This is a genomic window from Microbacterium hydrocarbonoxydans, assembly GCF_900105205.1.
Lineage (GTDB): Bacteria > Actinomycetota > Actinomycetes > Actinomycetales > Microbacteriaceae > Microbacterium > Microbacterium hydrocarbonoxydans.
In genome coordinates this window covers 2,805,658-2,821,677 of record NZ_FNSQ01000005.1, presented here as the reverse complement: position 1 = coordinate 2,821,677, position 16,020 = coordinate 2,805,658, and the positions used below count along the sequence as shown (strand labels likewise).

Genomic DNA, 16,020 nt, shown 5'->3' with positions numbered 1-16,020 from the left:
GGGACGGGACGGGACGGGGTGTGGTCAGCCCAGTTCGTCGAGCATCCGCCGCTGCTCGGGCGTGAGCCCGTCGTTCAACTCGTCGCGGGCGGCTGACGTGTCCCGAGCGGCGGATGCCCCGGACGATGCCCCGGGAGTGGTTCCCTTCGCCCCGCCTCGCCCGACCCTCGCCTGCACGGCGTCGTAGAGTTCGCCGGCCTTCGCCTGGAGCCGGTCGTCGACCTGGTCGTAGATCATCCACACGAACAGCAGGAAGAGCGGGGGCAGGGCGAAATCCCAGAATCCGGATGCGCGTACCCCGGTCAGCCAGACGGTGAGCACCCAGATGATGAGCTCGACCAGGTAGACCAACACGTACTGCACGACCTTCTCGCCGAGGCGCGTGCGATCGGCCGCCGACTTGGCTGCCGCCTTTCGGAAGGCCGCGGTCAGCGTCGGCTTCACCAGGAGCGCGGCGAGCGTGAGGATCACAGCGGCCCAGAGTGCGTTGAATCCCACGGAGACGCCGGGGAACAGCAGGCCGATGAGCAGCAGCACCGCGACGTTGAACACGTACAGGGCGGCGAATCGGACGATGGCGTTCTTCATGCGACCAGAATCCCATAATCCCGGATGCTGCGGCACCTCGCCGAGCGTCAGGCCTGCGGGTGCAGACTGCTCTCGATGTTCGTGATGCGCGCCCGCTCGTCGAACCGGAAGGTCGCCGTGCCGGTGCTGTCGGCCACCGTGGCGCCGGAGAACGACTCGTCCGTCCAGGTGAGGTTCCAGCCGGCGAGGCGCGCGGCATCCCACACCGAGGTGCGCGCGTCGGGCAGCGCGACGGTCGAGAGGATGCGCGGCAGGACGATGGCGGCGGCCGCGACCGTGAGTGGCGGCAGCGGCGCGTCGAGCAGGAACACGGCGTACGTGCCGCCGCCGACCGGAGCCAGGTAGTACGGCGCACGGCCCGTCAGCTCCACGGCGACGGCGCCGACCGTGTGCGCTGCTGCGGTGATCCAGTCGGCGTCGCCTGCGGCGTCGGCGGGGAAGGGGAGCTCCGTCTCGCTGAGCTCGGCGATCCCGTGCTCGCGGCCGTAGTCGCGCAACTGGGCCGCCACGCCGGCGGGATCGCCCTGCGGGTGGGCCCACGCCCACAGCAGTGAGCGGGGTCCTGGGGCGATGGTCGCCACCAGGTGTGCACGCGTCACGAGCTGTCGGGACGGGTCGGCGTTCGACGTGAAGGTGAGCGTGCCGGCAGCCATGTCGGCATCCCATCGATTGTCACCGAGGTCCTCGAGGGCGGTCGTGAGGGAGTCCTGACGGAGGGCGGAGAACAGTGCGGCACGGTCTGCGAGCGGCTGGAGCGCGGCGAAGGTCATGCCCACAGTCTCGCCCGGATTGCTATGAATCCGCCAACGCCGTGCGGCCGGTCAGCGCATCCACCGGTCGCCCCATCCGCCAGACGCTCGGCACCAACAGCGTCACGGCGGCGAGTACGGCGTACAGGATCCCCGAGGTGACGAGCACGGTCTCGACGTCGCTGTGCGTGAGCAGCCAGCCGTAGACGAGCGTCCCGATCGGCATCACCACGAAGCTGCCGAGCATGTCGTAGCTGGCGACGCGCGAGAGCTTGTCGCCGGGGATGTTCTCCATCATCGCGAGGTTCCATCCGGTGCTGAACACCTCGGCTCCGGCACCGGCCAGGAACGCGGCGATGGCGAGCAGGACGACGGCGGGATGCACGCCCAGCACCGTGAGCGGGATGGCGAAGGCGGCCATGCCGATCATCCCGTAGCGCAGCGGTCGTTTCAGCGGGAACCACAGCAGTATCAGGGTCATCAGCAGGATGCCGACGCCCTCGGCGCTGACGACCCACCCCCACCCGGCGATGCCCAGCCTCTCGTCGTTCTTGGCGATGTACGGGCCGACCACGCCCCAGGCCCCGATGTGGATCGCATTCATCACCATGAAGGCGAGCACGATCACCCACAGCCAGGTGCGGCTCCAGAACTCGCGCCACCCGACCCGGAGGTCGTGGAACATCGTGGTTCCGCCGCCATGATCCGGCGGAGGAAGCCTGACCATCGCCAGCACCGGGATCGCGATGACCCAGCCGATCGCCTGCACGACCATGGCCCAGGCGGGTCCGGCGGTGGCGACCACGATGCCGGCGATGATGGGACCGCCGATCGTGGTCGCGGAGCGCACGAACGACAGCATCGCGTTGGCCTGCTGCAGGTGCTCGGGGAGGTCAGCTGCGGGATGATCCCCTGCATGGCGGGGAGGACGAACGCGGTGGACGCACCGTTCACGACCGACAGCAGCGCGAGCAGCGGAACCGTGGCCGCTCCGGTGAACAGCAGTACGGCCATCGCACCGATCGTCAGGATGTCGATGACGTAGCAGGACTGGATGATGAGGGCCCGAGGAAGTCGATCGGCGACCACGCCGCCGAACAGCAGGAAGACGATGTTGCTCACCGTGAACGCCGCCAGCACGATCGACAGCGATCGCGCGTCGTTGTCGATCTCGAGCACGGCGAAGGCCAGCGCGATCGACGACATCGAGCCGGCGATGAGCGTGATGGCACGCGCGAGGAAGAACCAGCGGAATCCTCGGTCCTGCATAGCCGCGAGCGCGCGGATCATCGCGGGTGCTCGCTGCTCTGCATCCGTCCATCCTGCCACCCGAGGGCAGCGGCAGCAGGAGTCAGTAGCTGGCGCGGGTCGTGTCGTCGGATGCCGGGATGAAGCGGGCGGCCAGGGCCTCGGATGCGCGTGCCAGCATCGCCACGTCGGCCCCGACGGCCACGAAGTCCGCACCCGCGGCGATGTACGCATCGGCGGCGGAGGGATCGAAGGCGTTCACACCCACCGGAGTGCCGGAATCCTTCGCCGCGACGAAGACGCGCTCGACCGCTGCGACGACCTCGGGATGCGTCTGCTGACCGAGCAGCCCCATCGACGCCGACAGGTCGGACGGGCCCACGAACACGGCGTCCACCCCGTCGACGGCAGCGATCTCGGCTGCAGCCTCCACGCCGGCTGCGGTCTCGATCTGAACCGTCAGAGACGTGTGCCGCGCGGAGTCCTGCAGGTAGCCGTCGACGCGGTTCCAGCGGGCGCTGCGCGCGAGAGCGCTGCCGACGCCGCGCACGCCCTCTGGCGGGTAGCGGGTCGCGGCGACCGCAGCGCGCGCCTCCTCGGCCGACGAGACCATCGGGACGATGAGGTTCTGCGCGCCCAGGTCGAGCACCTGCTTGATCGCCACGGTGTCGTTCGACGGGACGCGCACGACCGGGGTGATCGGGTAGCCGGCGACCACCTGCAGCTGCACCAGTGTCGACTCGAGCGTGTTCGCGGAGTGTTCCATGTCGATGAGGAGCCAGTCGAGGCCGGAGCCTGCGGCGACCTCGGTGACGAGGGAGCTGCCGGAGCACGCCCACATCCCGATCAGCGGGCGGTCGGCCGATGCGAGCTGCTCGCGGAGGGACGGTCTCAGATGAAGCGGCATTCGATCGTTCCCATCGGTCCGTAGTCGCACAGCACCTGGTCGCCGCGCGACACCCACATCGGGCGTGTGAACGATCCTGCCAGGATGATCTCGCCCGGCTCCAGACGCGCGCCGTGCTGGTGGAACTTGTTCGCGAGCCACGCGACACCGGTGGCGGGATGGCCAAGCACGCCGGCGGCGACCCCGGTCTCCTCGATCTCGCCGTTGCGCGAGAGCACACCGGGCACCCATCGCAGGTCGATCTCGTCGGGGCGCTTGCGCACCGTGCCCAGCACCATGGCCCCGTAGGCGGCGTTGTCGCTGATCGTGTCGACGATCGTGCGCCCCTCGAGCTCGATGTGCGAGTTCAGCACCTCGAGCGCGGGGACGGCGTAGTCGATCGCGGCGAGCGCGTCCTCCAGCGTGCAGTCAGGGCCTTCGAGCGGATGCTTGAGCACGAATGCGAGCTCGACCTCGATGCGTACGTTCGAGAAGTGATCGACCGGGATCTCGGCCCCCGACTCGTACACGGTGTCGTCGAACATGACGCCGTAGTCGGGCTCGGTGATGCCCGTCGCCTGCTGCATGGCCTTCGACGTGAGTCCGATCTTGCGCCCGACCAGTCGACGCCCGGCGGCGATCTGCGAGTCACGCCACACGCCCTGGATCGCGTACGAGTCCTCGACCGTGGCCTCGGGGTACCGCGCGGTGATGCGAGGGATCACCCCGTGGGTCCGGTCGGCCTCGGCGAGTTCCGCCGCGATCTGCGCGACGATGTCTGCTGACAGCATCCGTCTCTCCTCTGTATGCGAACGTGCGAACCTGCGTGCGACCCTGTGAAAGAGGCGGTCAGAGCTGGTGGCCGAGCTTGTACTCGCCCTGCTTGTATTCCGGCATGGCCTCGTCGTCGCCGGGTCGCGTGTACGAGAAGCCGTCGGCACCGATCGTGACGGCCATCTCGGAGTCGTCGGTGCGGGCGACGACGGGCTGCGGGTTGCCGTCGAGGTCGAGCACGAGCGAGGCCTCGGTGTACCAGGACGGGACGACCGGGTTGCCCCACCAGTCACGGCGCTGGTTGTCGTGCACATCCCAGGTGATGACGGGGTTGTCGGGGTCGCCCGTGTAGTAGTCCTGCGTGTAGACCTCGACACGGTGACCGTCGGGGTCGCGGAGGTAGAGGTAGAACGCGTTCGAGACGCCGTGACGGCCCGGGCCCCGCTCGATCGCGTCGGAGCGGCGGAGGGCTCCGAGCTTGTCGCAGATCGCCAAGATGTTGTGCTTCTCGTGCGTCGCGAAGCAGACGTGGTGCATACGCGGACCGTCGCCGCCGGTCATCGCGGTGTCGTGCACGGTGGGCTTGCGACGCATCCACGCCGCATACACGGTGCCCTCATCGTCCTGGATGTCCTCCGTGACGCGGAACCCCAGATCCTGCATGAACTTCACGGCGCGGGGCACGTCGGGGGTGACCTGGTTGAAGTGGTCGAGTCGAACGAGCTCGCCCGGGATGTGCAGGTCGTAGCGCCACGACATGCGCTCGACGTGGTCGGACTGGTGGAAGAACTCGATGGGGAAGCCCAGCGGGTCGACCACGCGCACCGAGTCGCCGACGCCCTTGACGAAGCCCTCCGGGTTGCGGCGCACGTCGCAGCCGAGCTCGGTGTAGAACGCCACGGCGAGGTCGAGATCCTCAGCCGAGCGCACGCGGTAGGAGAACGCGGCGACAGCGGCGATCGGCCCCTTGCGCAGCACGAGGTTGTGGTGGATGAACTCCTCCGTCGAGCGGAGGTAGATCGCCTCGTCGTCCTCTTCCGTGACGTACAGGCCGAGGACATCGACATAGAACACCCGCGAGGCGGCCAGGTCGGTGACGACGAGCTCCATGTAGGCGCAGCGCAGCACGTCGGGAGGGGTGCTCGTGGGCGTCGCGATGGGGTTGTCGGTCTGGATCGGAGCCTCCTGGCTCACGTAGTAGCCCGAGGAGGTCAGCGTCTTCGCAGTCTTGTCGGTCATTGCAGGGTCCTTGCTCAGTTCTTGCCGAAGGTCGGGTTGTGCGCGCCGCCGAGCGTGATGTGCACACTCTGCTGGTCGGTGTAGAAGTCGATCGAGCGGTACCCGCCCTCGTGGCCGAGTCCCGAGGCCTTGACGCCGCCGAACGGGGTGCGAAGGTCCCGCACGTTGTTGCTGTTCAGCCACACCATGCCCGCCTCGACGGACTGGGCGAAGTTGTGGGCGCGCTTCAGGTCGTTCGTCCAGATGTACGCGGCGAGCCCGTACTTCGTGTTGTTGGCGAGTGCCAGCGCCTCCTGGTCGGAGTCGAACGGCGTGATGGCGACGACCGGGCCGAAGATCTCCTCCTGGAAGATGCGGGCATCGGGGGAGACGTCGGCGAACACCGTCGGCGCGACGAAGTTGCCCTCATCGAAGCCCTCCGGACGACCGCCGCCGGCCACGAGGCGACCCTCGGTCTTGCCGATCTCGACGTAGCTCATCACCTTGTCGTAGTGCTCGGGGTGCACGAGTGCGCCGACCTCGGTGGCCGGGTCGTGCGGGTATCCGACCTTCACGCGCTTCGCCTGGGCGGCGTAGCGCTCGACGAACTCCTCGTAGACCGAGCGTTCGACGAGGATGCGGGAGCCGGCGGTGCAGCGCTCGCCGTTGAGGGAGAACACGCCGAAGATCGTCGCGTCGACCGCGGCCTCGAGGTCGGCGTCGGCGAAGACGACGGCGGGGGACTTGCCGCCCAGCTCCATCGAGAGCCCCTTCAGGAAGGGTGCCGCGTTCCCGAAGATCAGCTGTCCGGTCGAGCTCTCGCCCGTGAACGAGATGAGCGGTACGTCGGGGTGCTTGACGAGCGCGTCTCCGGCGTCCTCGCCGAGCCCGTTCACGAGGTTGAAGACGCCCTGCGGCAGCCCGGCCTCCTCGAAGATGCCCGCCCACAGCGACGCCGAGAGCGGCGTGAACTCGGCAGGCTTCAGCACGACGGTGTTGCCGGTGGCGAGCGCCGGGCCGAGCTTCCAGGACTCGAGCATGAACGGCGTGTTCCACGGCGTGATGAGACCGGCGACGCCGATCGGCTTGCGGTTGACGTAGTTCATCTGCTTGCCCGGCACCTTGAAGGCGTCGTCGGACTGCGCGACGATCAGGTCGGCGAAGAAGCGGAAGTTCTCGGCCGCACGGCGGGCCTGACCCAGCGCCTGCGTGATCGGCAGGCCGGAGTCGTACGACTCGAGCTCGGCGAGGCGGGCATCCCGTGACTCGACGAGGTCGGCGATCCGGTGCAGCACGCGTGAGCGCTCGCGAGGGAGCATCCGCGGCCACGGCCCTTCGTCGAACGCACGCTTGGCGGCGGCGACGGCGAGCTCGATGTCGGCCTTCTTGCCCGCGGCTGCGGTCGTGTAGGTCTTGTTCGTCACCGGATCGAGCACATCGAACGTGTCGCCGTCGACCGAGTCGACGAACGCGCCGTCGATGTAGTGCTGGATGTGATCGGGCAGGTCTGCGGGGATGCGGGAATCGGTCATGACTCGTCTCCTGAGTTGTGGTGAGAGCGGGTGTGGAGCGCGTCGAGGAAGGCATCCCTCGTGCGCAGGCGGTGGTTGCGGGCGGCGAGCTCGATCTCGAGCGGATCGGCACCCGCCCTGATGAGCTCGAGGATCTGGGTGTGCTCCTCGACGGAGTGCTGCGCGCGGCCAGGCACGTACGCGAACGTCGAATCGCGGATGCCGGACAGGCGGGCCCATCCGCGGTGCACGAGGTCGAGCAGGTGCGGGTTGGGGCAGGGCTCGAAGAGCAGAGAGTGGAACTGGCGGTTGAGCTCGGTGAAGGCGTGCGCGTCGAGGTGGCCGAGCATCTGCGTCATCCGCTCGTTGACGGCCTCGGCGGCAGCCAGCGCCTCGTCGTCGAGCAGCGGTGCCGACAGTGCGGTCGCCGCTCCCTCGACGAGTCCGAGCGTCTGCATGGTGTGCGCGTACTCGCTCTCGTCGACGAGCGTGACGCGAGCGCCGACGTTGCGCTCGAAGGTCACAAGTCCTTCGGCCTCGAGGCGCCGGATGGCTTCGCGCACCGGGACGACGCTCATGCCGAGCTCATCGGCGAGGGAACCCAGGACGAGTCGGTAGCCGGGACCGAAGGTGTGTGCCGAGATGCGTGAGCGGATCCAGGCGTATGCCCGTTCGGACTTGCTGGAGCTCGCGACCGTCGTCATGAGCCGGCACCGGTCCCTGTCGCCGACTCGTACTTCTCGCGCCACGCCGCGTTCAGGGGGAAGAGTCCGTCGACCGGGTGCCCTGCGGCGACCTGCTCGGCGATCCAGGCATCCTCGACCTCCTGGGCGAGAGCGGCGTCGGCGACCTCCTCGGCCAGAGCCGGAGGGATGACGATCACACCGTCTCCGTCGCCGACGATGATGTCGCCCGGCTGCACGGTCGCCCCGCCGCACGAGATCGTGACGTCGACATCCCACGGCACGTGCTTGCGCCCGAGGACCGAGGGGTGAGCGCCCTGCGAGAAGACGGGGAGTCCGATCTCGGCGACCGCGTCGAAGTCGCGCACGCCGCCGTCGGTCACGACGGCCGCCGCACCGCGAGCCCGGGCCCGCAGGGCGAGGATGTCGCCGAGGGTGCCGGTGGTCGCGTCGCCGCGGGCCTCGATCACGATGACCTCGCCCTCCTCGACGGCGTCGAAGGCGCGCTTCTGGGCGTTGTAGCCGCCGCCGTGAGAGGCGAACAGGTCCTCGCGGAAGGGCACGAAGCGCAGCGTCTTGGCGGTGCCGACGATCTTGCTGCCCGGGATGTTCGCCGCGACCCCGTCGACGAAGCAGGAGTGGTGCCCGCGCTTGCGCAGCTGGGCGGAGAGGCCGGCGGTCGGCGCCTCGAGGAGCTTCGCGCGCAGTTCGGGGGAGAGGGCGGGCGTGGTCGTCTCGGGTGGGAGGCCGGCCTCTTCGCGGGATCCCCAGGCCTCCGTGCGCTGCAGGTCGTCGACTGCGGGGAGAGACCCGAGCTCGGCGTCGAAGGGCACGTCGCCCTGGGTGACGGTGGTGACGAGCCGGCCGGAGGACGGTGCGCCGTCGGCATCCGGAGCATCCACCTCGATCTCGACCACGTCGCCGGGGACGATGACGGACGATCCTGCGGGGGTGCCCGTCAGTATCACGTCGCCGGGTTCGAGCGTGAAATGCTGCGAGAGGTCCGCCACGAGCTGGGCGAGCGGGAAGATCAGCCCTGCGGTCGTGTCGTCCTGCCGCAGCTCGCCGTTGACCCAGGCGCGGACTCGCAGTGCTGCCGGGTCGACGGTCCTGGCGTCGATGAGCTCGGGGCCGAGCGGGGTGTAGCCGTCGCCGCCCTTGGAGCGGACGTTGGACCCCTTGTCGTTCGCGCGGAGGTCGTAGAGGCCGAGGTCGTTCGACGCAGTGACCCAGCCGACGTGGTTCCAGGCGTCGCCGAGTGAGACGCGGCGGGCCGGGGCGCCGATCACGAGGGCGATCTCGCCCTCGAAGGCGAGCAGCTCGGTGCCGGCCGGCCGCTCGACGGTGCCGCCCGAGACGCCGACCGAACTCGCCGGCTTGAAGAAGTAGGAGGGAGCTGCGGGTCGACGCCCGCGCTGATCGGCGCGGGAGGCGTAGCTCAGGTGGATCGCGATGATCTTGCCGGGGCGGGTCATGGATGCCGTCACGGGGCGCCTCCTCGCGCTGTGGATCGACGCCTTGTGCGTCGTATTCGAAATCATATATCATCGTGTCACCCCTCGGCAAGCAACTCGACACCCCTCGTACGCGAGCCGTGACAATGCGGTCACAATCAAAGGAGACACCCCATGAGCGGGCAGTCACAGGCTGGGTTCACGCCCACCGGAACCATCGCGACAGCGGCCGATCGGCGCCGCGTCGTCTTCGCGACAGTCGTCGGCACCACGGTCGAGTGGTACGACTTCTTCATCTACGCCACGGCCGTCGGCCTGGTGTTCGGGCAGCTCTTCTTCGAGCCGCTCGGTGCGAACAGCGCCCTCATCGCGTTCGCCACCGTCGGCGTGAGCTTCCTCTTCCGCCCCCTCGGGGCATTCCTCGCCGGCCACTTCGGAGACAAGCTCGGACGCAAGGCCGTGCTCATGTGGACGCTCATCCTGATGGGCGCGGCGACCGCCCTCATCGGAGTCCTGCCGACGTACCAGGCGATCGGCATCGCGGCACCGGTCCTCCTCGTGCTGCTGCGCATCCTGCAGGGCATCTCGGCCGGTGGCGAGTGGGGTGGCGCGGTGCTGATGGCCGTCGAGCACGCCCCGAAGGCGAAGCGCGGGATCTTCGGCGCCTCCCCGCAGATCGGTGTGCCGCTCGGCCTGCTGCTCGCCTCCGGCGTGATGGCACTCATGACCGCGATCGCTCCGGGAGACCAGTTCCTGCAGTGGGGCTGGCGGGTGCCGTTCCTGCTCAGCGTCGTCCTGATCCTCGTGGGCTACTACGTGCGACGCAAGGTGGAGGAGAGCCCGGTGTTCATCGAGCTCGCCGAGCGCAAGGAGAAGGCGAGCATGCCGATCGTGCAGCTCTTCCGCAAGCACCTCCTGCTCGTGATCGTGGCCGCCCTCGTCTTCGCGGGCAACAACGCGGTCGGGTACATGACGACCGGTGGATACATCCAGGGCTACGCCACCAACCCCGAAGGCCCGATCGGCCTCGAACGCGGACCCGTGCTGTGGGCTGTCACCGGCTCTGCCGTCACCTGGCTCATCACGACGCTCATCGCCGGCTGGCTGTCCGACCGCATCGGCCGGCGCACCACGTACATCATCGGCTGGGTGATGCAGCTCGTCGGGGTCTTCACGCTGTTCCCGCTGGTCAACACCGGCCAGGTCGGCCTGCTGTTCGCCGGCCTTGCGATCCTGACGATCGGCCTGGGCTTCACGTACGGGCCGCAGGCGGCGCTGTACACCGAGCTGTTCCCGGCCAGCATCCGCTTCTCGGGCGTCTCGATCTCGTACGCGATCGGAGCGATCGCCGGTGGCGCCTTCGCCCCGACCATCGCGACCGCCATCGTGCAGGCGACCGGTTCGACGCAGGCGGTCACCTGGTACCTCGCCGGCATGACGGTGCTCGGTCTCGTCGCGACGCTGCTGCTGCGCGACCGCTCCGGCATCCCACTGGGACCGGACCACGAGGAGGAGCAGTCCGTGAGCCCGATCCGGGGTCTCGCCAGGGCCTGATCTCGCTCAGACGTCCACAATTCAGCATCGACGATGGTGCAGGCGATGCGTCGCTCCGGTTCTTTCGGGGGCGACGCATCTGCCGTCTCTCATTCATGCTGAATTGTGAACGACGTCAGCCGTCGAGGGCGTCGCGGATCGCGGATGCCGAACGCTGCAACCTCGCGGCGATCTCGGCGTCCTCGAGGTCGGTCGCGACGTGCACGACGGCGATCGCCGCCGGTCGCTGCCCGCGGAGCACGAGGGGCACCGCCACCGACTGCACGGTGGGGATGACCTCGTCGTGACTCGTCGCATATCCGCGGGTGCGGGCGCGCTCGACCTCGTCACGGAGGGTCTGCTCGATGCCGGTCGGCCATTCCGACGGCCTCAGCTGCGCGAGGATGGCCTTGCCCGGCGCGCCGACAGTGACGGGGTGACGGGCACCGGGCCGCTGCGCGACACTCGCGATGGCGTGGCGCGGTTCGATGCTGGCGAGCGTGATGCAGTCGTCGCCGTCGAGGACGCCCAGGAAGCAGGTCATCCCGAGCTCGTTCGCGATGGCGGTGAGCTCGGGCAGCGCCTCGGCCTGCAGGTCGTGGGCGACGCCAGCGGCGAGGGCCGCCATGCGAGCGCCGAGCGTCACGGAGCCTGACGCGTCCCGTCCGACGAGGCGGTGGTCCTCGAGTGTGCGCAGGAGCCGGTAGGCGACCGAGCGATGCACCTCGAGCCGGGCGGCGATCTCGTCGATCGTGAGGGGGACACGCGCGTCGGCGAGGACCTCGAGGATCCGGATGCCGCGGCTGAGAGTCTGCGAGGCCGGTGTGCCCTCTGGCATGCGTGCGCTCCCTTGCGTTCCGAGACGGGCGTCTCTAAGCTTTGTTCAATAGTAGAACGTCGTGTTCGAATATAGAACACGAGATCTACGGACGCAAGACCCGACAGAAACGTCCGGAAGGAATCGACGACGATGCAGTTCCACCACCACGGCTACGTGTCCGGAGACCCGCGCGTGAAGGATGCCGCCGGCATCGGCGCAGAGCGCCCGGACGACGTACCGGATCAGATCGACGTGCTGATCGTCGGTTCGGGACCGGCCGGGATGCTGCTCGCGGCGCAGATGTCGCAGTACCCCGATGTCTCCACGCGCATCATCGAGAAGCGCGACGGCCGGCTGGTCCTCGGTCAGGCCGACGGCATCCAGCCGCGCAGCGTCGAGACCTTCCAGGCCTTCGGGTTCGCCGAGCGCATCATCGCGGAGGCGTACAACATCGGCTGGATGAACTTCTGGGGCCCGAACCCCGACAGGCCAGACGAGATCGTCCGCACCTCGCGCACGGCCGACTACGCCTACGACATCTGCGAGTTCCCGCACCTGATCGTCAATCAGGCGCGCGTGCTCGACTATTTCGCCGAAGCAGCCGCGAACGGCCCAGGGCGCATCGCTCCCGACTACGGCATCGAGTTCGCAGGTCTCACCGTGCACGACGACGGCGAGTACCCGGTCGAGGTCTCGCTGCGGTATGTCGCCGGGGAGCGCGCCGGCGAGGAGCGCACCGTGCGCGCCCGGTACGTCGTGGGTTGCGACGGAGCGCGCAGCGGCGTGCGCCAGGCGATCGGACGCACCCACGTCGGTGGCAGCGCCGCGCACGCGTGGGGCGTCATGGACGTGCTGGTCAACACCGACTTCCCGGACTGGCGCACCAAGTGCGCGATCAACTCCGAGGCCGGCAACATCCTGCACATCCCGCGTGAAGGCGGATATCTCAGCCGGATGTACATCGACCTCGGTGAGGTCGCCGAGGACGACGACCATCGCGTCAGGCAGACGCCGATCGAGGAGATCATCCGCAAGGCGAACGCGATCCTCAGCCCGTACACGCTCGACGTCAAGGAAGTCGCCTGGCACAGCGTCTACGAGGTCGGACACCGCGTCACCGACGGCTTCGACGACGTGATCGACGGATCGGGTCGCACGCCGCACGTGTTCCTCACGGGCGATGCCTGCCACACCCACAGCGCCAAGGCGGGGCAGGGCATGAACGTGTCGATGCAGGACGGCTTCAACCTCGGGTGGAAGCTCGGCTCCGTGCTCACCGGGCGCGCGCCGGAGACCCTCCTCGCGACGTACGGGGCCGAGCGTCGCCCTGTCGCGCAGCAGCTGATCGACTTCGACCGCGAGTGGTCGACCCTCATGGCGCGCAAGCCCTCGGAGATCACCGACCCCACGGACCTCGCGACGTACTATCTCGCGACAGCGGAGTTCCCGTCGGGCTTCATGACGCAGTACACGGCGTCGATGATCACCGGCTCGGACGCGCATCAGGCGCTCGCCGCAGGATTCCCGCTCGGCAAGCGCTTCAAGTCGGCCGAGGTCGTGCGTGTCGGCGACGGGAACGCCGTGCACCTCGGACACCACGCCAAGGCCGATGGGCGTTGGCGCGTGTACGCCTTCGCGGGTCGCGATGCGGCGACGCTCGACGCGTGGGCCGAGTCGGCCGCTCCGGTGTTCGCCCGGTTCACGCCGGCGGATGCGGACGCGGATGCCGTCTTCGACGTGAAGGCCGTCTATCAGCAGCCGTACGAGGAGATCGAGGTCACCTCAGCGCCCGAGCTCTTCCAGCCGAAGACGGGTCCCCTGGGGCTCACCGACTGGGAGAAGGTCTACGCCGCAGGTCCGTCGAAGTGGACCGAGACCGACATCTTCGAGGCGCGGGAGCTGTCCCGCGACGGTGTCGTCGTCGTGGTGCGCCCCGATCAGTACGTCGCCGCGGTCCTGCCGCTCGACGCGACGGAGGAGCTGGCGGCGTTCTTCGACGGAGCACTGCTGCCGGCATCCTGAATCCGTCTGGTGAGCGCGTCTCGCTCTTCCGCCCGTTCGGGAGGAGAAAGCCCTGTGGGGAGGAGGGATTCGAGCCGTCGCTCCTCCCGAGGGGAGTTCTCCTTCGTAACGGGTGTGGATGCGGCGGCCGCGCTCGGGCCCGCGTGAGATGCGAGGTGCTGTGGCTCTGGCGGGTGTCGGAGGCTCCGCGTACTCTGAGGGCCGACGGGCGAGGGAGCCCCGACAGGAGGAGTGCATGATGGACTGGAAGATCGAGCTGATCTTCGTCCCGGTCTCGGATGTCGACCGGTCGAAGGAGTTCTACACGAAGATCGGGTTCAATCCCGATCACGATCAGGTGCCGTACGAGGGTCTGCGATTCGTGCAGATGACCCCGCCGGGGTCCGCCTGCTCGATCGCCTTCGGCACGGGGCTGGAGATCCCGCTCGAACCGGGGCAGCAGAAGACGATCCAGGTCGTGGTTCCGAACGCCGACGATGCCAAGGCTCACCTTGAGGCCCTCGGTGTGACGACGAAGGGTGTCGAAGACCTCGGCTGGGGCCGGTTCGTCTGGTTCGACGACCCCGACGGCAACACCTGGACGCTGCAGGAGCTCCCGGACTACAGCGCACAGGCCTGACCTGCGCTGAGGGACACAGGTGTCCGGCGCGCGTCACTCCAGACGGAAGGCGCCGCCGGACACCTCGATACCCGCCGTCAGGAGTTCACGCGGATGATCTCCTGCTGGTACGGCGCGATCACGTCGCCGGAGATGCGCAGGTCGAGCAGCAGGAACCGCCGCGAGGCCGGATCCTCCTGGGTCCACGCAGCGAGGCGATCGAGGTCCGCGAGGGTCTTCACGGCCACGCCCTCCGCGCCCACGGCAGCGCCGAACGCTGCGAAGTCGACCTCGGGGATCCGCATCGGGCCCTCGGCGAGTCCCTTGAGACCGTAGAGGTTCACCTCGGCGCCGTACGCGGCGTCGTTCCAGATCACGGCGATGCCCCGGCCCTGCGCGGCACGCACCGCGGACTCGAGGTCGGCGATCGCCATGAGCCCACCGCCGTCTCCCGAGGTGAGCACGACGGTCGAGTCGCGGCGGGCCAGAGCCGCGCCGACGACGCTCGGCCACCCCTGCCCGATCGACTGGAACGCTGTGCCGACCATCATCATGCGATCGGGTGCCTCGACCGGCCAGTACATGTTCGCCCAGCCGATGAAGTGCCCGCCGTCCGAGACGACGACCCGGTCGCTGGGGAGGAGCTCGGCGATGCGTCGCGCGGCCGACCGCGGGTCCAGCCGGCCGTCCGCGGCGAGCTCGTCGCCCTCGTCGTAGGCGCGTGCGGCGGCGACGTCGACGCTCTCACGCCATGCCCGGGGCACAGCTTCGGATGCCGCGGCCGACACGCCGGGTGCATCCGCCGTCGCCTCGGCGTGGCGAGCGTCAGGTCCGAAGCCGTGCCCGTCGAGGCGGGCGTCGAGGCGGGCGACCAGGGCCTCGGCCGCGACACGGGCGTCCGCGCGGACGAACCCGCCGACGTGCGGGTGGGTGGCGGCCGGGGCGATGTCGATCTGGAACACGCGGGTCCCCGGCGCGAACAGCTCGCCGAAGCGCATCGTGAACTGGTTCAGGGACGCCCCGAACACGACCGCGACATCCGCGGTGTGGACCAGGTCCATGGCACCGTCCGCGCCGAAGCCGCCCGTGACGCCGAGGTCGTACTGCGTCTCGGGGAAGACCCCGCGGCCGAGAGCCGACGAGGCCGTCAGCGCACCGGTCAGCTCCGCGAGACGACCGAGGGCATCACCGGCGCCCGCCAGCCAGGCACCGCGTCCTGCGAGCAGGAAGGGGCGGGATGCTCCGCGCAGCGCGGCGGCGATGTCGTCCAGCATCCCCTCGGCGAACTCGCCGCGGGGAGCGAGCGGTGCAGGGATGCGGGGCGCGGGCGCCTCCGGCACCGGGCCGGCCTCGCGCGAGGCCACGTCGTAGGGGATCGCCAGTACGACGGGCACGCGGTAGGTCAGTGCGTGCCCGATCGCGATGACGGTGGTGGCTGCGGCATCCGCGTGCCCGACGGTATAGGTGCGGGCACCGACCGCCGAGGCCAGGGCGATCTGGTCGACGTCCCACGGCCGTGGACCAGAAGTCGGCTCGTCGCCGACGACGAGCACGAGCGGCACGTGCGCCTGCACGGCCTCGGCGAGTGCGGTGAGGGTGTTCGTGAAGCCGGCCCCGTACGTCGAGGTGCCGGCGGCGATGCGACCGGACGCGCGGAAGTGCGCGTCGGCGGCGACCACCGCGCCCTGCTCATGGCGGACGGCGGTGAAGACGGCATCCGTCTGGGTTTCGATCGCGTCGAGGAAGTAGGCGTTGCCGTTGCCCATCACGCCGAAGACGGCGTCGATGTGCTGGGCGAGGGTGAGAGCGACGTGCGCGGAGACGGTGGGCATGCGAGAGCCTTTCGAGACAGGGACGGAGATCGTGCGCATTCCGTATGTGTCTCGCTCCCGCGTCATCGCGAGGTGCTTCGTGCCTCTTTTTCAGGCACCGGCGT

Annotated in this window: 14 protein-coding genes; 3 read left to right on the top strand and 11 right to left on the bottom strand. The window is 69.1% G+C overall.

Features of this window, described 5'->3' with window-relative positions; translation table 11 throughout:
- Positions 1-24: 24 nt before the first annotated feature.
- The 9 genes from BLW44_RS13925 to BLW44_RS13885 form a co-directional block, all read right to left on the bottom strand.
- Positions 25-588 carry a phage holin family protein gene (locus BLW44_RS13925; RefSeq protein WP_060928302.1) on the bottom strand — a complete coding sequence of 188 codons (564 nt, stop codon included), beginning with the start codon at positions 586-588 and terminating at the stop codon, positions 25-27.
- Positions 589-635: 47 nt separating this feature from the next.
- Positions 636-1,358 carry a DUF6882 domain-containing protein gene (locus BLW44_RS13920; RefSeq protein WP_060928301.1) on the bottom strand — a complete coding sequence of 241 codons (723 nt, stop codon included), beginning with the start codon at positions 1,356-1,358 and terminating at the stop codon, positions 636-638.
- 22 nt (positions 1,359-1,380) lie between these two features.
- A complete protein-coding gene (locus BLW44_RS18535) occupies positions 1,381-2,199 on the bottom strand; it encodes an MFS transporter (protein ID WP_083389585.1) in 819 nt (272 codons plus the stop codon).
- A gap of 489 nt (positions 2,200-2,688) precedes the next feature.
- Entirely contained in the window at positions 2,689-3,492 is an 804-nt protein-coding gene (locus BLW44_RS13910) for an HpcH/HpaI aldolase family protein (RefSeq protein ID WP_060928299.1), read from the bottom strand.
- Positions 3,477-4,262: a fumarylacetoacetate hydrolase family protein gene (locus BLW44_RS13905; RefSeq protein WP_060928298.1), complete on the bottom strand. Its 786-nt coding sequence runs from the start codon at positions 4,260-4,262 to the stop codon at positions 3,477-3,479. Before BLW44_RS13905 ends, BLW44_RS13910 begins: the two co-directional genes overlap by 16 nt.
- 58 nt (positions 4,263-4,320) lie before the next feature.
- Positions 4,321-5,484 carry a 3,4-dihydroxyphenylacetate 2,3-dioxygenase gene (gene hpaD, locus BLW44_RS13900; RefSeq protein WP_060928297.1) on the bottom strand — a complete coding sequence of 388 codons (1,164 nt, stop codon included), beginning with the start codon at positions 5,482-5,484 and terminating at the stop codon, positions 4,321-4,323.
- 14 nt (positions 5,485-5,498) lie between these two features.
- Positions 5,499-6,995: a 5-carboxymethyl-2-hydroxymuconate semialdehyde dehydrogenase gene (gene hpaE / locus BLW44_RS13895; RefSeq protein WP_060928296.1), complete on the bottom strand. Its 1,497-nt coding sequence runs from the start codon at positions 6,993-6,995 to the stop codon at positions 5,499-5,501.
- Complete coding sequence (locus BLW44_RS13890; protein WP_060928295.1) at positions 6,992-7,678, bottom strand: GntR family transcriptional regulator; 687 nt, start codon at positions 7,676-7,678, stop codon at positions 6,992-6,994. Before BLW44_RS13890 ends, hpaE begins: the two co-directional genes overlap by 4 nt.
- Positions 7,675-9,198: a fumarylacetoacetate hydrolase family protein gene (locus BLW44_RS13885; RefSeq protein ID WP_074731840.1), complete on the bottom strand. Its 1,524-nt coding sequence runs from the start codon at positions 9,196-9,198 to the stop codon at positions 7,675-7,677. The genes BLW44_RS13890 and BLW44_RS13885 overlap by 4 nt, the downstream gene beginning before the upstream one ends.
- A gap of 87 nt (positions 9,199-9,285) precedes the next feature.
- Here BLW44_RS13885 and BLW44_RS13880 point away from each other — a divergent pair, with 87 nt between their 5' ends.
- Positions 9,286-10,665, top strand: a complete 1,380-nt coding sequence (locus tag BLW44_RS13880) for an MFS transporter (RefSeq protein ID WP_060928294.1) — start codon at positions 9,286-9,288, stop codon at positions 10,663-10,665.
- A 115-nt stretch (positions 10,666-10,780) separates the two neighbouring features.
- Here the strand turns inward: BLW44_RS13880 and BLW44_RS13875 are convergent, their stop codons facing one another.
- A complete protein-coding gene (locus tag BLW44_RS13875; protein ID WP_060928293.1) occupies positions 10,781-11,482 on the bottom strand; it encodes an IclR family transcriptional regulator in 702 nt (233 codons plus the stop codon).
- Positions 11,483-11,614: 132 nt separating this feature from the next.
- Between BLW44_RS13875 and BLW44_RS13870 the strand changes: the two genes are divergently transcribed.
- Positions 11,615-13,486 (top strand): FAD-dependent monooxygenase, encoded by a 1,872-nt coding sequence (locus BLW44_RS13870; protein WP_060928292.1) that lies wholly within the window; start codon positions 11,615-11,617, stop codon positions 13,484-13,486.
- A 238-nt stretch (positions 13,487-13,724) separates the two neighbouring features.
- Positions 13,725-14,105 carry a VOC family protein gene (locus BLW44_RS13865; RefSeq protein WP_060928291.1) on the top strand — a complete coding sequence of 127 codons (381 nt, stop codon included), beginning with the start codon at positions 13,725-13,727 and terminating at the stop codon, positions 14,103-14,105.
- Positions 14,106-14,182: 77 nt separating this feature from the next.
- Here the strand turns inward: BLW44_RS13865 and BLW44_RS13860 are convergent, their stop codons facing one another.
- Positions 14,183-15,916 (bottom strand): thiamine pyrophosphate-binding protein, encoded by a 1,734-nt coding sequence (locus BLW44_RS13860; RefSeq protein WP_074732105.1) that lies wholly within the window; start codon positions 15,914-15,916, stop codon positions 14,183-14,185.
- Positions 15,917-16,020 lie beyond the last annotated feature (104 nt).